Source organism: Streptomyces sp. NPDC058812 (assembly GCF_042744565.1).
GTDB classification, from domain to species: Bacteria; Actinomycetota; Actinomycetes; order Streptomycetales; family Streptomycetaceae; genus Streptomyces; species Streptomyces thinghirensis.
In genome coordinates this window covers 249,192-265,064 of sequence record NZ_JBHYOB010000004.1, presented here as the reverse complement: position 1 = coordinate 265,064, position 15,873 = coordinate 249,192, and the positions used below count along the sequence as shown (strand labels likewise).

The 15,873-nt window shown below is 70.8% G+C and carries 14 protein-coding genes; 5 read left to right on the top strand and 9 right to left on the bottom strand.

Annotation, left to right across the window (positions count from 1 at the left end; genetic code table 11):
• Positions 1 to 227: 227 nt before the first annotated feature.
• Both ACFW48_RS10775 and ACFW48_RS10770 read right to left on the bottom strand, forming a co-directional pair.
• Complete coding sequence (locus ACFW48_RS10775; RefSeq protein WP_386312593.1) at positions 228 to 1,187, bottom strand: M28 family metallopeptidase; 960 nt, start codon at positions 1,185 to 1,187, stop codon at positions 228 to 230.
• Between the two features lie 172 nt (positions 1,188 to 1,359).
• Positions 1,360 to 1,830: a VOC family protein gene (locus ACFW48_RS10770; RefSeq protein ID WP_386312590.1), complete on the bottom strand. Its 471-nt coding sequence runs from the start codon at positions 1,828 to 1,830 to the stop codon at positions 1,360 to 1,362.
• 36 nt (positions 1,831 to 1,866) lie between these two features.
• Between ACFW48_RS10770 and ACFW48_RS10765 the strand changes: the two genes are divergently transcribed.
• Positions 1,867 to 2,502 carry a CGNR zinc finger domain-containing protein gene (locus ACFW48_RS10765; RefSeq protein WP_386313053.1) on the top strand — a complete coding sequence of 212 codons (636 nt, stop codon included), beginning with the start codon at positions 1,867 to 1,869 and terminating at the stop codon, positions 2,500 to 2,502.
• A gap of 29 nt (positions 2,503 to 2,531) precedes the next feature.
• Here the strand turns inward: ACFW48_RS10765 and rarD are convergent, their stop codons facing one another.
• From rarD to ACFW48_RS10730, 7 genes are all read right to left on the bottom strand, one after another.
• Positions 2,532 to 3,578: an EamA family transporter RarD gene (rarD, locus tag ACFW48_RS10760; RefSeq protein ID WP_386312587.1), complete on the bottom strand. Its 1,047-nt coding sequence runs from the start codon at positions 3,576 to 3,578 to the stop codon at positions 2,532 to 2,534.
• Between the two features lie 142 nt (positions 3,579 to 3,720).
• Complete coding sequence (locus ACFW48_RS10755; protein WP_386312584.1) at positions 3,721 to 4,575, bottom strand: SDR family oxidoreductase; 855 nt, start codon at positions 4,573 to 4,575, stop codon at positions 3,721 to 3,723.
• A 202-nt stretch (positions 4,576 to 4,777) separates the two neighbouring features.
• Positions 4,778 to 5,875 (bottom strand): 2-oxoacid:ferredoxin oxidoreductase subunit beta, encoded by a 1,098-nt coding sequence (locus ACFW48_RS10750; RefSeq protein ID WP_386312581.1) that lies wholly within the window; start codon positions 5,873 to 5,875, stop codon positions 4,778 to 4,780.
• The gene (locus ACFW48_RS10745; RefSeq protein ID WP_386312578.1) at positions 5,868 to 7,805 is read right to left on the bottom strand and encodes a 2-oxoacid:acceptor oxidoreductase subunit alpha; all 1,938 of its coding nucleotides are present in this window, start codon (positions 7,803 to 7,805) and stop codon (positions 5,868 to 5,870) included. Before ACFW48_RS10745 ends, ACFW48_RS10750 begins: the two co-directional genes overlap by 8 nt.
• Before the next feature lie 280 nt (positions 7,806 to 8,085).
• Positions 8,086 to 8,757 carry a response regulator transcription factor gene (locus ACFW48_RS10740; RefSeq protein ID WP_121748685.1) on the bottom strand — a complete coding sequence of 224 codons (672 nt, stop codon included), beginning with the start codon at positions 8,755 to 8,757 and terminating at the stop codon, positions 8,086 to 8,088.
• A 379-nt stretch (positions 8,758 to 9,136) separates the two neighbouring features.
• Positions 9,137 to 10,504 (bottom strand): sensor histidine kinase, encoded by a 1,368-nt coding sequence (locus tag ACFW48_RS10735; RefSeq protein WP_386312575.1) that lies wholly within the window; start codon positions 10,502 to 10,504, stop codon positions 9,137 to 9,139.
• A gap of 163 nt (positions 10,505 to 10,667) precedes the next feature.
• Positions 10,668 to 11,897 (bottom strand): sensor histidine kinase, encoded by a 1,230-nt coding sequence (locus tag ACFW48_RS10730; RefSeq protein WP_386312573.1) that lies wholly within the window; start codon positions 11,895 to 11,897, stop codon positions 10,668 to 10,670.
• Between the two features lie 186 nt (positions 11,898 to 12,083).
• On the opposite strand from ACFW48_RS10730, the gene ACFW48_RS10725 reads away from it, so the two are divergent.
• Genes ACFW48_RS10725 through ACFW48_RS10710 form a run of 4 tightly spaced genes read left to right on the top strand, consistent with a single transcriptional unit; the run spans position 12,084 to position 15,872 of the window.
• Positions 12,084 to 12,479 (top strand): NADH-quinone oxidoreductase subunit A, encoded by a 396-nt coding sequence (locus ACFW48_RS10725; RefSeq protein WP_386312570.1) that lies wholly within the window; start codon positions 12,084 to 12,086, stop codon positions 12,477 to 12,479.
• Complete coding sequence (locus tag ACFW48_RS10720) at positions 12,470 to 13,201, top strand: NADH-quinone oxidoreductase subunit B (protein ID WP_386312567.1); 732 nt, start codon at positions 12,470 to 12,472, stop codon at positions 13,199 to 13,201. The genes ACFW48_RS10725 and ACFW48_RS10720 overlap by 10 nt, the downstream gene beginning before the upstream one ends.
• Positions 13,198 to 14,907 carry an NADH-quinone oxidoreductase subunit C gene (locus ACFW48_RS10715; RefSeq protein ID WP_386312565.1) on the top strand — a complete coding sequence of 570 codons (1,710 nt, stop codon included), beginning with the start codon at positions 13,198 to 13,200 and terminating at the stop codon, positions 14,905 to 14,907. The genes ACFW48_RS10720 and ACFW48_RS10715 overlap by 4 nt, the downstream gene beginning before the upstream one ends.
• Positions 14,904 to 15,872: an NADH-quinone oxidoreductase subunit H gene (locus ACFW48_RS10710; RefSeq protein WP_375913296.1), complete on the top strand. Its 969-nt coding sequence runs from the start codon at positions 14,904 to 14,906 to the stop codon at positions 15,870 to 15,872. The genes ACFW48_RS10715 and ACFW48_RS10710 overlap by 4 nt, the downstream gene beginning before the upstream one ends.
• Position 15,873: the final 1 nt, after the last annotated feature.

Here is a 15,873-nt window from a genome sequence, read left to right as displayed (position 1 = left end):
GGTGTCGTTCGGATCCTGCCGGGGTCGCGGGGCATGGCACGCGCATCTGCGGCGTTGTCGTCGGTTGCCAGGGCTCCGCCCTGCCGCCCTCCTCCGCCGTGCGGCTGCACGCACCACGCCCCGCTCGGCTCCGTTCCCAGGCGCCGTCCCTTGGAACCGACCTGATCCAAACGACACCCCCCGGACCGGCTGACCGGGCGGGCGCCGAGGGGGGCGGCGCGTCGGACCTACTGCGACAGTTCCCACATCGCGTACGCGACGGCGTCGCTGTTGCGGTTCAGGGCCGTGTCGTTGATGTTGGCTGTCGTGTCGCAGGACGAGTGGTAGCAGCGGTCGAACGGCTGGCCCACGGTGCCGCCCCACTTGGCCGCCTGTGCGGACGTCTTCCGGTACCCGGCGCCGGTGAAGAGGCCGCCGACGGGAACGCCCGCGTTCTTGAAGGGCGCGTGGTCGGAGCGGCCGTCGCCCTCGGTCTCGATCTCCGTGGAGATGCCGAGGCCGGCGAAGTAGTCCTTGAAGGTCTTCTCGATGGTGGGATCGTCGTCGTAGACGAAGTATCCGGGGTTGGGCGAGCCGATCATGTCGAAGTTCAGGTAGCCGCTGATCTTCGCGCGGCCCGTGGAGCCGAGGCTGTTGACGTAGTAGCGGGAGCCGACCAGCCCCAACTCCTCCGCGCCCCACCAGGCGAACCGCAGGTGTTTGGTGGGCTGGTGGCCGGATCGGGCGACGGCGAGCGCGGTCTCCAGGACGGCTGCCGAGCCGGAGCCGTTGTCGTTGATGCCGGGGCCGGAGGAGACGCTGTCCAGGTGTGACCCGGCCATGACAACCTGATTTGCGTCGCCGCCCGGCCAGTCGGCTATCAGGTTGTAGCCGGTGCGGCCGGAGGCGGTGAAGCGCTGGACGGTGGTGGTGAACCCGGCCGCGTCCAGCTTGGCCTTCACGTAGTCGAGCGAGGCCTGGTAGCCGGGGCGGCCGTGGGCGCGGTTGCCGCCGTTCGCCGTGGCGATGGACTGGAGTTGCGTCAGGTGGGCCTTGACGTTGGCTATCGGTATGTCGGGCGCGGCGGCGGCCGCGGGCGTGGAGCGCTCGGTGACGGGCGTGGCGCCGGCCACCGATCCGCCGGTGATCAGCGTGGCGACCGCGACGGCACCGGCCGCCAGCGCACGCCCGGAGTGGGGGAGCTTCATGTGGGGGGCTCCGAATTCCTAGGGAATCCCTGGGGAGGGGACTCCACAGTGAATGGGGTGCCTGGATGGTGGGTCCGGTACTGACCGGTCGTCAAGACCGTTATCCGGCCACGGTTTCGCGTATATCGGAAGCCCTTGGAGAGTGCGCTCTGTTGGGCGTGGAGTGTGCGCTCTAGTGAACGCAGAACTCGTTCCCCTCCGGATCCGCCATCATCACCCACTCCCCGCCCGGCTCCTTCACCTGCCGCAGGACGCTCGCTCCCAGCGCCTCCAGCCGGGCGACCTCCGCCTCGCGCCGGCCCTCGCCCGGGTGCAGGTCGAGGTGGAGCCGGTTCTTGCCGGCCTTGGCCTCCGGTACGCGCTGGAACAGCAGCCGCCGCCCCAGCCCGGCGCCGCTCTCCTCCTGGTAGGGGTCGTCGGGATGCCGTACGGCAGCCAGGTCCCGCCAGGCGCGGCGGTCGTGGGACTCGACGGTCAGCTCGGCCGGTACGGCCCCGAAACCCAGCAGCTTTTCGATGAGTGCGCTGTTGTCCTCCACCTCGTAGTGGAGGGCGGCGGCCCAGAAGTCCGCCTGCGTGTGCGGGGCGGCGGCGTCGATGACGATCTTGAAGTGAAGGGGAGCCGGTCCGGCGGTCGATGTCATGTAACCAGTTATAATGGTTACATGAGTGAGCGGGCAATGGAATCGCCGAAACCGCCTCCCGGTCCCGCCGGTCCCGCCGGTCCTCCAGGACTGACGCTGCGATCGCACGAGGGCAAGCCGTACCGCTTCGACCCCGGCGCCCTGTGCCTCGAACTGCTGACGACGGGCGGGCCGGGTGCCTACGCACGCTGGGAGGTGCTGCACGAGCCCGCCGACCTGGCCGCCTGGGCCGACCGCAGCCGCCTGCCGGACGGACTGGATCTGGCCGTGGACCGGACCGATGTGGAGCGGGCCCGGACACTGCGCGACGCCCTCTTCCTGCTCACGGCGGATCGCGCGCACGGGCATCCGCTCCAGCCCGACCACCTGGACGCGGTCAACGCCGCCGCGGCCGAGCCCCCGCTCGTCGCGCGCGTCGAGGCGGACGGCACCCGCGGCTGGGCCCCCGGTGCCACGGGCGCCCGCCTGCTGTCGACGGTCGCGCGCGACGCGATCGAGCTGTTCACCGGCCCTTACGCCGATCGCATCCGGGAGTGCGGCGCCCACAACTGCCGTCTGCTCTTCGTCGACACCTCACGCCCGGGTCGCCGCCGCTGGTGCGCGATGGAGCACTGCGGCAACCGGGAGAAGGCCCGGGCGCACCGCGCGCGGCGGGCGCCCGAAAAGGGCTGACGAAGGACGGTGGCGGGGCGGTCGGGCCGTTACGGCTTGCCTGTCGCCGTGTCGAGCTGTTCGGACCCGGCGGAACCAGGGGCCGGCACTCCGGAGGCCACGATTCCCGACTCCCGTGCGGCGCTCTCCTTGACCGGCGTCACGCCGCTGCCCGCTCGGTCCAACTGCGCCCTGAGCGTCCGGGCGGTTCGGCGGGCGGTGCGCAGGGCGTCCCAGGTGAGCAACGCGAGCGCCAGCCACACCAGCCCGAAGCCGGCCCAGCGCTCGGGCGGCATGGCCTCGCCGAAGTAGAGGACGCCGAGCACGAACTGGAAGACCGGGGCCAGGTACTGCAGCAGCCCCAGCGTGGACAGCGGCACGCGGATCGCCGCCGCGCCGAAGCAGACCAGGGGGATGGCGGTGACCACGCCGGTCGCGGCGAGCAGGGCCGCGTGTCCCGCGCCCTCGGTGGTGAAGGTGGAGTCGCCCTGCGCGCCCAGCCACAGCAGGTAGCCGAGCGCGGGCAGGAACTGGATCGCCGTCTCGGCGGCCAGCGACTCGACGCCGCCGAGGTTGACCTTCTTCTTCACCAGGCCGTACGTGGCGAAGGTGAAGGCGAGGCAGAGGGAGATCCATGGCGGCTGGCCGTAGCCGATGGTGAGGACGAGAACGGCCGCGAAGCCGGTCCCGACCGCCGCCCACTGTGCGGGCCGCAGCCGCTCCTTCAGCAGCAGCACCCCCATCGCGATGGTGACCAGCGGGTTGATGAAGTACCCGAGGGAGGCCTCGACGACATGACCGCTGTTCACGGCCCAGATGTAGACGCCCCAGTTGACGGTGATGACCGCGGCGGCCACGGTGACCAGGGCGAGTCTGCGTGGCTGCCGCAGCAGCTCGCCGGCCCAGGCCCAGCGTCGTACGACGAGCAGGGCGGCGGCGACGAAGACGAGGGACCACGCCATCCGGTGGGCGAGGATCTCCCCGGCCCCGGCGGGCTTGAGCAACGGCCAGAACAGCGGGACGAGCCCCCACATCCCGTACGCCGCGAAGCCGTTCAGCAGGCCTATTCGCTGCTCACTCCTGGACGACCCGGCCACGGGCACCTCCTTCTCGCACTCGGCACGCCGGACGGATGCATGCCACGACGAAGGTAGCGCCGCACCCGGCCGCCTGTCATGCCCGTATCGCCATACGGTCATGACAGGCGGGGGGGGGTGTTGTGGAGGCGGGCGGTGAGGGTCAGCTCTTGAGCGCGGCGGCGACGGCCTCGGCGAGCGGTGTGGTCGGGCGGCCGATCAGGCGGGACAGGTCACCGGTGGAGACGGCCAGCTCGCCCTTCTCGATGGCGGCGTCCACGCCCGCGAGGACGGCGGCCAGCTGCCCGGGCAGCCCGGCGTCGGTGAGGATGCCGGTGTAGGTCTCGGTGGAGACGGGGTTGTAGACGATCTCCTTGCCGGTCTGCCGGCTCAGTTCAGCCGCGTACTCGGCGAAACTCCAGGCCTCGTCGCCGCCCAGCTCGTACGCCGTGTTCTCGTGGCCCTCGCCGGTCAGTACGGCGACGGCGGCGGCCGCGTAGTCGGCGCGGGAGGCCGAGGAGATCCGGCCCTCGCCGGCCGCCTGCACGACGGCACCGTGCTCCAGGACCGGGGCAAGCTGCTCGGTGTAGTTCTCGTGGTACCAGCCGTTGCCCAGCAGTACGTACGGCACACCCGAGCCGACCAGCACCTCCTCGGTGGCGCGGTGATCGTCGGCGAGTGCGGCCGTGAGGCTGCTGGGGGCGCTGGTGTAGGCGAGCAGGGCGACACCGGCCTTCTTGGCCGCGTCGATCACGACCGTGTGCTGCTGTACGCGGCCCTTGTCGAACTCGTTGCCGGAGATCAGCAGCACCCGGTCGCCGGTCGCGAAAAGGCCGTCGAAGGTCTCGGGCGCGTTGTAGTCGGCGACCGCGAGCCGTACGCCGCGGGCGGCGATGTCGGCGGCCCTGTCGCGGTCCCGGACGACCGCGGTGACCTGGTCGGCCGGCACCTTCTCCAGTAGCTGGCGCACGACGTGGCGGCCGAGGTGTCCGGTGGCTCCGGTGACGACGATGCTCATGGCTTCAGTACTCCTTGTGGGGTGGGATGCCACTAACCCTAGGATGTGCGCTTTCTAAAAGAAAGTGCATACTTTGAAGTAAGGTACTCACGCCTGAGTAAGTCCTGCGTGGAGCCCTGCGTGACCTTGGGCCCGGACGGCATGCGAAGAGGCCCGGACGTTTCCGCCCGGGCCTCTTCGAAGCCGTGAACCGCCGCCGGCCTCAGCCGACGACCGTCCAGGTGTCGCCGCCGGCCAGCAGCGCGGCGAGGTCGCCCTTGCCGTTCTGCTCGATGGCGGTGTCGAGCTGGTCGGACATGAGGGTGTCGTAGACGGGCCGGTCGACGGAGCGCAGGACGCCGATGGGGGTGTGGTGCAGGGTGTCCGGGTCGGCGAGGCGGGACAGGGCGAAGGCGGTGGTGGGGGAGGCGGCGTGGGCGTCGTGGACCAGGATGCCGGCCTCGTTGTCCGGCGTGACGGTGACGACCTCCAGGTCACCGGTCTGCGGGTCGCGTACGACGCCCTTGGAGCCGTCGGCGCCGAAGCGGATCGGCTGTCCGTGTTCCAGGCGGATCACGGCTTCCTCGGCCTGTTGTTTGTCTTTGAGGGCGTCGAAGGCGCCGTCGTTGAAGATGTTGCAGTTCTGGTAGATCTCGATGAGGGCGGTGCCGGGGTGTTCGGCGGCCTGGCGCAGGACCTCGGTGAGGTGTTTGCGGTCCGAGTCGACGGTGCGGGCGACGAAGGTGGCTTCGGCACCGAGGGCGAGGGAGACCGGGTTGAAGGGTGCGTCCAGTGATCCCATCGGCGTCGACTTGGTGATCTTGCCGACCTCGGAGGTGGGGGAGTACTGCCCCTTCGTCAGGCCGTAGATCCGGTTGTTGAACAGGAGGATCTTGAGGTTGACGTTGCGGCGCAGGGCGTGGATGAGGTGGTTGCCGCCGATGGAGAGGGCGTCGCCGTCGCCGGTGACGACCCAGACGGACAGGTCGCGGCGGGAGGTGGCGAGTCCGGTGGCGATGGCGGGGGCGCGGCCGTGGATGGAGTGCATCCCGTAGGTGTTCATGTAGTACGGGAAGCGGGAGGAGCAGCCGATGCCGGAGACGAAGACGATGTTCTCCTTCGCCAGGCCGAGCTGGGGCATGAAGCCCTGCACGGCGGCGAGTACGGCGTAGTCGCCGCAGCCGGGACACCAGCGCACTTCCTGGTCGGACTTGAAGTCCTTCATGGACTGCTTGCCCTCGGCCTTGGGGACGAGGGACAGCGCCTCGATCGTGCTCTTGCCGGTGCCCGTCGGCTTCTCTTCCGTGGACGTCTCAGGCATCGATGGCCTCCTTCAGGACCGTGGCGAGCTGTTCCGCTTTGAACGGCATGCCGTTGACCTGGTTGTACGACTGCGCGTCCACCAGGTACTTCGCCCGGACGAGGGTGGCGAGCTGGCCGAGGTTCATCTCGGGGATCACGACCTTGTCGTAACTCTTCAGCACCGCGCCGAGGTTGCTCGGGAACGGGTTGAGGTGACGCAGGTGCGCCTGCGCGACAACCTCACCGGCGGCGCGCAGCCGGCGTACGGCGGCGGTGATGGGCCCGTATGTCGAGCCCCAGCCCAGGACCAGGGTCTTCGCGCCGTCCGGGTCGTCGACGTCGAGGTCGGGGACTGTGATGCCGTCGATTTTGGCTTGGCGGGTGCGAACCATGTGGTCGTGGTTGGCCGGGTCGTAGGAGATGTTCCCGGTGCCGTCCTGCTTCTCGATGCCGCCGATCCGGTGTTCGAGGCCGGGGGTGCCCGGGACGGCCCAGGGGCGGGCGAGGGTGTGCGGGTCGCGCTTGTAGGGCCAGAACGCTTCGGTGCCGTCGTCCAGGGTGTGGTTCGGGCTCTGCGTGAACTGCACGGCGAGGTCGGGCAGCTCGTCTGGGTCCGGGATCCGCCACGGCTCCGAGCCGTTGGCCAGGTAGCCGTCGGAGAGGAGGAAGACGGGGGTGCGGTAGGCGAGTGCGATCCGGGCCGCTTCCAGGGCGGCGTCGAAGCAGTCGGCGGGCGTGCGGGGGGCGATGACGGGGACGGGTGCCTCGCCGTTGCGGCCGTACATGGCCTGGAGCAGGTCGGCCTGTTCCGTCTTGGTCGGCAGGCCGGTGGAGGGGCCGCCGCGCTGGATGTCCACGACCAGCAGGGGCAGTTCCAGGGAGACCGCGAGTCCGATCGTCTCGCTCTTGAGCGCCACGCCCGGGCCGCTGGTTGTTGTCACGGCCAGGGAGCCGCCGAAGGCGGCTCCCAGTGCGGCGCCGATGCCGGCGATCTCGTCCTCGGCCTGGAAGGTGCGTACGCCGAAGTTCTTGTGGCGGCTGAGTTCGTGCAGGACGTCGGAGGCGGGGGTGATGGGGTAGGAGCCGAGGAAGAGGGGGAGGTCGGCCTGGCGGGAGGCGGCGATCAGGCCGTAGGCCAGGGCCAGGTTCCCGGAGATGTTGCGGTACACGCCGGGCGGGAACGCGGTGGCGGCGGGGGCGACCTCGTAGGAGACCGCGAAGTCCTCGGTGGTCTCGCCGAAGTTCCAGCCGGCCCGGTAGGCGGCGATGTTCGCGGCGGCGATGTCGGGTTTCTTCGCGAACTTGGCCTTCAGGAATTTCTCGGTGCCCTCGGTGGGCCGGTGGTACATCCAGCTCAGCAGCCCGAGCGCGAACATGTTCTTGCTGCGTTCGGCTTCCTTGCGGGTGAGGTCGAACTCCTTGAGGGCCTCCACGGTCAGCGTGGTCAGCGGTACCGGGTGCAGGTGGTAGCCGTCGAGTGACCCGTCTTCCAGGGGCGAGGCGTCGTAGCCGACCTTGTGCATGGCCCGTTTGGTGAACTCGTCGGTGTTGACGATGATCTCCGCGCCGCGTGGCAGGTCGTCGATGTTGGCTTTGAGTGCGGCCGGGTTCATCGCGACGAGCACGTTGGGGGCGTCGCCGGGGGTGAGGATGTCGTGGTCGGCGAAGTGCAGCTGGAAGGAGGAGACGCCCGGGAGAGTGCCGGCGGGTGCCCGGATCTCGGCGGGGAAGTTCGGCAGCGTGGAGAGGTCGTTGCCGAACGACGCGGTCTCCGAGGTGAAACGGTCACCGGTGAGCTGCATTCCGTCACCCGAGTCCCCCGCGAACCTGATGATCACCCGGTCCAGCCGGCGGACGTCCTTCGCCCCGACCGGTTTGCGCTGCGCTCCCACGACGGTCTCGTCGGTTCCGTCGGCCTGTTCCGCTGGGCTGCTGACCTGGCTGGTCACTGAACTGGACCTCCCTCGAGGCGGCTGTCCGGGGACCGGTCTCCCACCGACCGTCCCGGGATCAACCCTACGTCCGCAGGCGTTGACTTCCGGTGGACATTCGCATGATGGACACGACCTCGAGGTGGCCCGTCGCCCCTGAACCCCACGTTTCCCCGCCCCCCCCGGCACTGGTGACATTCGTGAAGACGCACTCTGCTCGTGCATCGGTTTCTCATTCGTTCGGATGAGTACCCAGGCCGCCGGGCCGGCGGCCGTTCCGACGAGTGGGCCGCTGATGTCAGGAATTGAGATACGTCAGCACGGCGAGCACCCGCCGGTGATCACCGTCGCTCGGGGACAGTCCCAGCTTCATGAAGATGTTGCTGACGTGCTTCTCGACGGCCCCGTCGCTCACGACGAGCTGGCGGGCGATCGCCGAGTTCGTCCGGCCCTCGGCCATGAGCCCCAGAACCTCCCGCTCCCGCGGCGTGAGTCCCGCCAGCACGTCCTGCTTGCGGCTGCGCCCGAGCAACTGCGCGACGACCTCCGGGTCCAGCGCCGTACCGCCCTCCGCCACACGCACCACCGCGTCCACGAACTCACGTACCTCGGCCACCCGGTCCTTGAGCAGATAACCGACGCCGCGGCTGGAACCGGCCAGCAGCTCCGTGGCGTACCGCTCCTCCACGTACTGGGACAGCACCAGTACGCCGAGGCCCGGGTGAGCCTTGCGCAACTGCACCGAGGCGCGCACGCCCTCGTCGGTGTGCGTCGGTGGCATCCGTACGTCCGCCACCACGACGTCCGGCAGCTCGCCCTGCGCGTCCAGCTCCGTGATGGTCTTGATCAGTGCCTCGCCGTCGCCGACACCGGCCACGACCTCGTGCCCGCGGTCGGTCAGCAACCGGGTCAGCCCCTCTCGGAGCAGCACTGAATCCTCGGCGATGACCACCCGCACCCTGTCCTCCACGATCCTCGGCCCCCCACAGCCCGTCCACCCCACGGCCCGCGCGGCCCACGCCGCGTCCACGAACCGTCCGTGCGACAGGTCCAGCATTCCAGCATCGGAGGCCGGATGCGTTCGGGCAATGGGAAGAGAGCGGGAAGATCGGGGCGCCAGTCAGGGTCCGGCCGCTCGGTGGCCGGTTTTCGATCACGTCTCCAGCCCCCGGGCGAGGAGAGAGCCCGGGGCTGTCGGTCGACGGCGCGGCGCGGAAGGGCACCGCGCCGCACGGTGCACGCGGTGCCGGGTGGTGCACGCGGCGCCGGGTGGTGCGGGCCGCTCCAGGCGGTGCGACCGTCTCAGGGTGCGGCTCTCGCGGTGGCTCTCGCGGTGGCCCTCGCGGCGGTTACCTGGCCACCGGCTCGTTCCGCCACGGCAGCTCCGCCGTCACCCGCGTCGGTCCGCCGGCCGGCGAGTCCACCACGAGGATCCCGTCCACCGCGTCGAGTCGCTCCGCAAGTCCCGCCAGTCCCGACCCGGCCGACGCAGCCGCCCCGCCCACGCCGTTGTCCACGACCTGAAGCATCAGCCGGTTCTCCACCCGCCAGACCTCCACGGCGGCCGACGTGGCCCGCGCGTGCTTGCTGATGTTCTGCAGCAGCTCCGACACCGTGAAGTACGAGATCCCCTCGATCGCCGACGCCGGCCGCTCCGCCAGGTCGACCTCCACCCGCACCGGCACGGTGCAGCGCGAGGCGACCGCCGACAGCGCCGCGTCCAGACCGCGGTCGGTCAGCACCGCGGGATGGATGCCCCGGGCCAGGTCCCGCAGCTCCTGGAGCGCCGTCTTCACCTCGCCGTGCGCCTCGTCCACCATGACCGCCGCCGCCCGCGGGTCCTCCCGCAGCTTCTCCTTGGCCAGGCCCAGATCCATGGCCAGGTTGACCAGGCGGGCCTGTGCCCCGTCGTGCAGGTCGCGCTCGATGCGCCGCAGGTCGGCCGCGGCCGTGTCGACCACGACCCCCCGGTCCGACTCCAGCTCCACCACCCGCGTCGCCAGCCGCGACGCTCCGAGCAGCCCGTGCACCATCAGCCGGTCCACCGTCGTCAGCGCCCGGACGATCCATGGAGTCGCCAGCGTGAACAGCAGCCCGACCAGCGCGGTCACGGTGATCTCGAAGGGGTTGTCCAAGTAGATCCGGTGCGACTGGTCGCCGTACAGCTGGAGCCCGTCCTGGCCGGCGTACATCGGGAACACCCAGAACCACAGCGGGTACGTCAGCATCGCCCAGCCGACCGCCCAGACGTTCACGGCCACGACGAACGAGAACACCGACCACGGGAACTGCAGCACCGCGTACAGCAGGCTCCGCCAGGAGGCGCCGCTTTTGAGTACGGCACCTATCCATCCCATCGCGCCCTGCTTCTTCAGCCGCAGCGGATCCGGGTCGGACACCCGCAGCCCCAGCAGGGCACGGGCCCGCGCCCGTTCCATCGCGCCGAAGCCGCGGCACCCGGCGAGTGCCGCCGCCAGCACCGGGACCCCCAGGAACGTCACCAACAGGCCCGCTCCCAGCGACGTCATCGTGACGGCGTACGTGAAGAGCAGGATGCCGATCGGCAGGCTGAGCAGCACATAGCCGAACTCGCGCCAGCTGCGTGCCTCGAACGGTGCCCGCAGCCCCGCCGGCAGCCGGTGACGTCGCGCACCGGTGTCCCCGGGGAGGCCGGGCCCGCTCCCCAACCCGTAATCCTGTCCGTATTCCGTGGCCATCGGTGCCGTCCTTCTCCTCGTCCTACGGCTGTGCTGTCGTAACTCCACCCTCGTCGACCGCACATCCACGGGCCATGGAGCTCGTCGGCGTCTCAAGAGGGGGGTTTTCCCCACCCCCTGGGGCTGGGAGGTGGCCCCTGTCAGCCAGTTGCCTCGTCGTATGTCACTTCGGGCCCGAGGTACGGGAGGTGGTGTTGGCGTCGTCCCGGTCGCGCCACGGCAGCTCGGCCGTCACCGTCGTCGGGCCGCCCTCCGGCGAGTCGACGACGAAGAGACCGTCGACGGCGGTCAGCCGGTCGGCGAGTCCCTTCATCCCCGTACCACCGTCGAGGCGCGCGCCTCCGCGGCCGTCGTCCCCCACCTGTATGAGCAGTCGGTCGGACGACCGCCACACCTCCACGGAGGCGGACCTCGCCGCGCTGTGCTTGCTGACGTTCTGGAGCAGCTCCGAGACGGTGAAGTAGGCGATGCCCTCGATGGCCGCCGCGGGGCGCTCCGCCAGGTCGACGGTCACCCTGACCGGCACGGTGCAGCGGGAGGCGACCGAGGAGAGCGCCGCGTCCAGGCCGCGGTCGGTCAGAACGGCGGGATGGATGCCGCGCGCCAGGTCCCGCAGCTCCTGCAGGGCCAGCTTCACCTCGCCGTGCGCCTCGTCGACCATGGCCGCCGCCGCGTCGGGGTCCTCCAGGAGTTTCTCCTTGGCCAGGCCCAGACCCATGGCCAGGTTGACCAGGCGGGCCTGTGCCCCGTCGTGCAGGTCGCGCTCGATGCGCCGCAGGTCGGCCGCGGCCGTGTCGACCACGACCCCCCGGTCCGACTCCAGCTCGGCGATCCGCCGCTCCAGTTCGTCGGACGGGGACAACAGGCCGCGCACCATCGCCCGGTCCGCGTTGGCCAGACCCCGCGCGATGAAGGGCAGCACCGGCCACAGTACGAACAACGACGTCAGCGTGATGACGAAGGTGAGGACGCCCCAGGGGAGCCGTATGAAGTTGTACAGGACCGTGCGCCAGCCCACCGCATCCTTCAGCGCCATCCACAACTGTGGGAAGAACCCGCCCTTGCCCCGCAGCGGCAGCCGGCTCGGCTCGTCCACCCGCACCCCGAGCAGTGCCCGGGCCCGAGCCCGCTCCAGCTTGCCCAACTGCCGCGCACCCAGCAGGCCGGCCGCCAGCAGCGGGAACCCGACCACCGTGACCGTCAACCCGACGCCCACGGACAGCATCGTCACGACGTAGACGAATCCGAGCAGCGCCGCCGGGAGATTCGCCAGCAGGTGGGCGATCTCCTTCCAGGTGTGCCGGTCGTAGGCGAAACGGGCCGGCGGCAGGTGGTCCCCGGTCGCTGCGCCGGTGGTCCCGGCGGGATTCGATGTCGAGAGGCGTTCGGTCATACGAGTCAGCGTGCCGTGCGGCGCGGCGCCGCGCCATGAGGTGGACCGCCAGGATCCACTGAGGAAAACCCCACCCCCGCGTCCCAAGGTGTGACGGGCTGCTTACCGTCTCTTTATCAGGCCCTAGACTCCCGTACGCACAGATCGTCGAACAGCAGCGTTCAGGACAGGGAGCGAGGGACGCACGTGCCGGAACCGACCGTCGGACTCGCCGCGGACTATTTCCAGTCCTACTCGGTCGTCGGGCTGCTCGCCGTCGTGGGCGTGCTCTTCGTCGCCGTGGCGTTCGGGGCCGGGCGCCTGCTGCGGCCCGTGGTCCCGACCCCCGAGAAACTGCTGACGTACGAGTGCGGTGTCGACCCCGTCGGCGACGGCTGGGCCCACACCCAGGTCCGCTACTACGTCTACGCGTTCCTCTACGTCATTTTCGCGGTCGACTCGATCTTCCTCTTCCCCTGGGCGACGGTCTTCGCCGATCCTGGTTACGGAGCGACAACCCTCGTGGAGATGTTCATCTTCCTCGGATTCCTCGCCGTGGGGCTGTTGTACGCATACAGGAAGGGCGTCCTGTCGTGGACGTGAACCCCGCCGACCCGAACCCCACCGGACCGAGCCCCGCCGGACCGAGCCCCGCCGGACCGAGCCCCGCCGGACCCGTGCCGCTCCCGGAGCCCAAGCGGCTCGGCGCGCTCGCCCGTCTTGCCCCGGAGCCCATGAAGGTCGTCCTGAACTGGGGCCGCCGGTACTCCCTGTGGGTCTTCAACTTCGGCCTCGCCTGCTGCGCGATCGAGTTCATCGCCGCGTCGATGGCGCGGCACGACTTCATCCGGCTCGGCGTCATCCCGTTCGCGCCGGGCCCCCGCCAGGCCGACCTGATGGTGGTCTCGGGCACGGTCACCGACAAGATGGCGCCGGCCGTCAAGCGCCTGTACGAGCAGATGCCCGAGCCGAAGTACGTCATCTCCTTCGGCGCCTGCTCCAACTGCGGCGGCCCCTACTGGGACTCCTACTCCGTGACGAAGGGCGTCGACCAGATCATCCCGGTCGACGTCTACGTCCCCGGCTGCCCGCCGCGCCCCGAGGCGCTGCTCCAGGGGATCCTGAAGCTTCAGGAGAAGATCGCGCGGGAGTCGCTGGGGGAGCGGTACGGCACCTCGCCCCGGCCGTCGACGGCCGCGCTGCAGAGCGGCCTGGTGCGGCCACCTGCCCCTGACGTGTCCTCGGCCTCGGGCGCGTCCTCGGCCTCGGGCGCGGCCTCGGACTCCGCCGCGGACCAGGCCTCGGGTCCGGGGGAGGCCCGATGACCGCGGTCGGCTGGCTGCCCGCCGATGCCGAGGAACTCTTCGGCGCACAGGCCACGGCCGAGGAGTCGTACGACGTCCTGACCGTGGACGTGCCGCCGGCGTCCTGGATCTCCGCCCTGGAGACGGCGCGTGACCGGCTGGGCTGCACGTACTTCGACTGGCTGAGCGCGGTCGACGAACCGGGCACGGGTTTCCGTGTCGCCGCGCACGTCGTGGCCCTCGGCCCCGTACGCCGGCTGCTACTGCGTACGACCGTCCCGCACGAGACCCCGGTCCTGCCCACCGCCGTCGCGGTGTACGCGGGTGCGGCCTGGCACGAGCGCGAGACACACGAGATGTTCGGCGTCGCCTTCGAGGACCACCCGGCGCTGGACCACCTGCTCCTGCCGGAGGGGTTCGAGGGACACCCCCTGCGGAAGGACTTCGTCCTCGCCGCCCGCGTCGCCAAGGCCTGGCCCGGGGCCAAGGAGCCGGGCGAGTCCGAGCACGGCGGCCCCCGGCGCCGCCAGATGCTGCCGCCGGGCGTCCCCGACCCCAACGAGTGGGGCCCGCTGAAGGGCCAGCTGCCTCCCGCTCCGGCCCGCCCGGCCCGCGGGGCGGGGCGCGCGGCCGGCGAGCGTCCGGCCCGCGCGGCAGGTGACCGCCCGGCCCGTCGGACCCGCACGGCCGGCGAGGGCTCCGCCGGCCAGACGGCGCCTGGCCCCGACGCCCCCGCCACTCCCCGACGCTCCCGCACGGCGGCGGAGGGCTCCGCCAGCCAGACGGCCCCGGTTGCCGAACCCTCGGCCGCTCCGCCGACCCGGCGTGCGCGAAGCGCGAGCGAGGGCTCCGCGTCCCAGCGGACGGGCGCTACGACGGACGAGCCCACGGCGGAGACGGCGACCGGGAAGGAATCGGCCGGGAAGGAGTCGGCCGGGGAGGGATCGGCTGAGCAGGGGTCGGCCGGACAGGGATCAGCTGAGCAGGGATACGCCGGACAAGGAGCGACTACTGGGCAGGATGTCGGTGGGCCGACCGCCCCGCCGACTCGACGCGCGCGCAGCGCCGGTGAGGGCTCGGCGTCGCAGCGAGCAGGAACGGGCGGCACAGGGGCGCCCCGGCGCGCCCGGAGTGCGTCCGAGGGCTCGGCGAACATGCGCCCCACCTCCGACACCGGGACGCCGGACGAGACGGCCGCCGGCCCCGTCACCCCCGTCGGCGACGACACCGCCACGTCCCCACGCACGGAGGAACCGGCCCCGAAGGCAACCCCCTCCACACCGCGCAGCCCGGACGCCCCGTGGCACCACGCCCGCCCTGCCTTCGACGAGGCCGAGCCCGAGTCGCGTCACGGGACGGAACCTGGGGCGAGCAGGACCCCGGACGACACGACGGAAGAGAAGCCCGTGCAGGGGCAGGGGCAGGGGCAGAGGCAGGCATTGGAGTCGGAATCCGGGCAGGGACAGGAGCCGGAATCCGGGCAGGACGCCGAGGTGTCGCCAGGCCCCAAGCCTGCCGCAAGCCCTGATCAGGCCCCCCGAGCCCACGACACGTCCGACGATGCTGGTCCCCCCAACGACACCGGCCTCCCTGACGACGGCACCGAAGCCTCCGACAACTCCGAAGCCTCCGACGACACCGAAGCCCCCGGCGACACCGAAGCCCCCGACGACATCGGCACCCCCAAGAACCACAACCGCCCGAACCCCCCAGGAGGCCCGCAGTGAACGACGCGCTCGACGTCACCCTGCGCCTCCTCGTCGTCTTCGTCGTCTTCCTCACCTTCCCCCTGCTCGTCGGCCAGACCGAGCACAAGGTGATGGCCCACATGCAGGGCCGCCTCGGCCCGATGTACGCAGGTGGCTTCCACGGCTGGGCCCAGCTCGTCGCGGACGGCGTGAAGTTCGCGCAGAAGGAGGACGTGGTCCCCGCCGACGCGGACCGCCGCATCTTCCAGCTCGCTCCCGCCGTGGCCCTCCTGCCGTACCTCCTGGTTCTTCTGGCCATTCCCATCGGCCCGGGAGAGGGCGCGGTCGGCCAGGTCGTCGACGCGGGCATCTTCTTCGTCCTCGCCGTCATGGGCGTGGGCGTCCTCGGCTCGCTCATGGCCGGCTGGGCCTCCGCCAACAAGTACTCCCTCCTCGGCGGCCTGCGGACCGCCGCCCAACTCCTCGCGTACGAACTCCCGATGCTGCTCACCGCGGCCTCGGTCGCGATGGCGGCCGGCACCGTCTCGCTCGTCGGCATCCTCGACGCCTTCGAGTGGTGGTGGCTGCCCTGGCAGATCGTCGGCGCGATCGTCTTCTTCGTCGCCGGGCTGGCCGAACTGCAACGGCCCCCCTTCGACATGCCGGTCGCCGACTCGGAGATCATCTTCGGCGCCTACACCGAGTACACCGGCCTGCGCTTCGCCCTGTTCCTCCTCGCCGAGTACGCCGGCATCGTCGTCCTGTGCGGCCTGACCACCGTCCTCTTCCTGGGCGGCTGGCACGGCCCCTGGGGCGCCGACGGCCTCGGCTGGGTGTGGACCCTGCTGAAGACGGCCGTCCTCGCCTTCGTCGTGATCTGGCTGCGCGTGACCTACCCGCGCCTGCGCGAGGACCAGCTCCAGAAACTGTCCTGGACGCTCCTCGTCCCCCTGTCCCTCGCCCAGATCGCCCTCACCGGCATCGTCAAGGTGGTGATTCAGTAAC

Bases quoted from the DNA above. Each gene is read 5' to 3' on its own strand.
- ACFW48_RS10775 (WP_386312593.1), bottom strand. From the start codon at position 1,187: ATGAAGCTCCCCCACTCCGGGCGTGCGCTGGCGGCCGGTGCCGTCGCG.
- ACFW48_RS10770 (WP_386312590.1), bottom strand. From the start codon at position 1,830: ATGACATCGACCGCCGGACCGGCTCCCCTTCACTTCAAGATCGTCATC.
- ACFW48_RS10765 (WP_386313053.1), top strand. From the start codon at position 1,867: ATGGAATCGCCGAAACCGCCTCCCGGTCCCGCCGGTCCCGCCGGTCCT.
- ACFW48_RS10755 (WP_386312584.1), bottom strand. From the start codon at position 4,575: ATGAGCATCGTCGTCACCGGAGCCACCGGACACCTCGGCCGCCACGTC.
- ACFW48_RS10750 (WP_386312581.1), bottom strand. From the start codon at position 5,875: ATGCCTGAGACGTCCACGGAAGAGAAGCCGACGGGCACCGGCAAGAGC.
- ACFW48_RS10735 (WP_386312575.1), bottom strand. From the start codon at position 10,504: ATGGCCACGGAATACGGACAGGATTACGGGTTGGGGAGCGGGCCCGGC.
- ACFW48_RS10730 (WP_386312573.1), bottom strand. From the start codon at position 11,897: ATGACCGAACGCCTCTCGACATCGAATCCCGCCGGGACCACCGGCGCA.
- ACFW48_RS10715 (WP_386312565.1), top strand. From the start codon at position 13,198: ATGACCGCGGTCGGCTGGCTGCCCGCCGATGCCGAGGAACTCTTCGGC.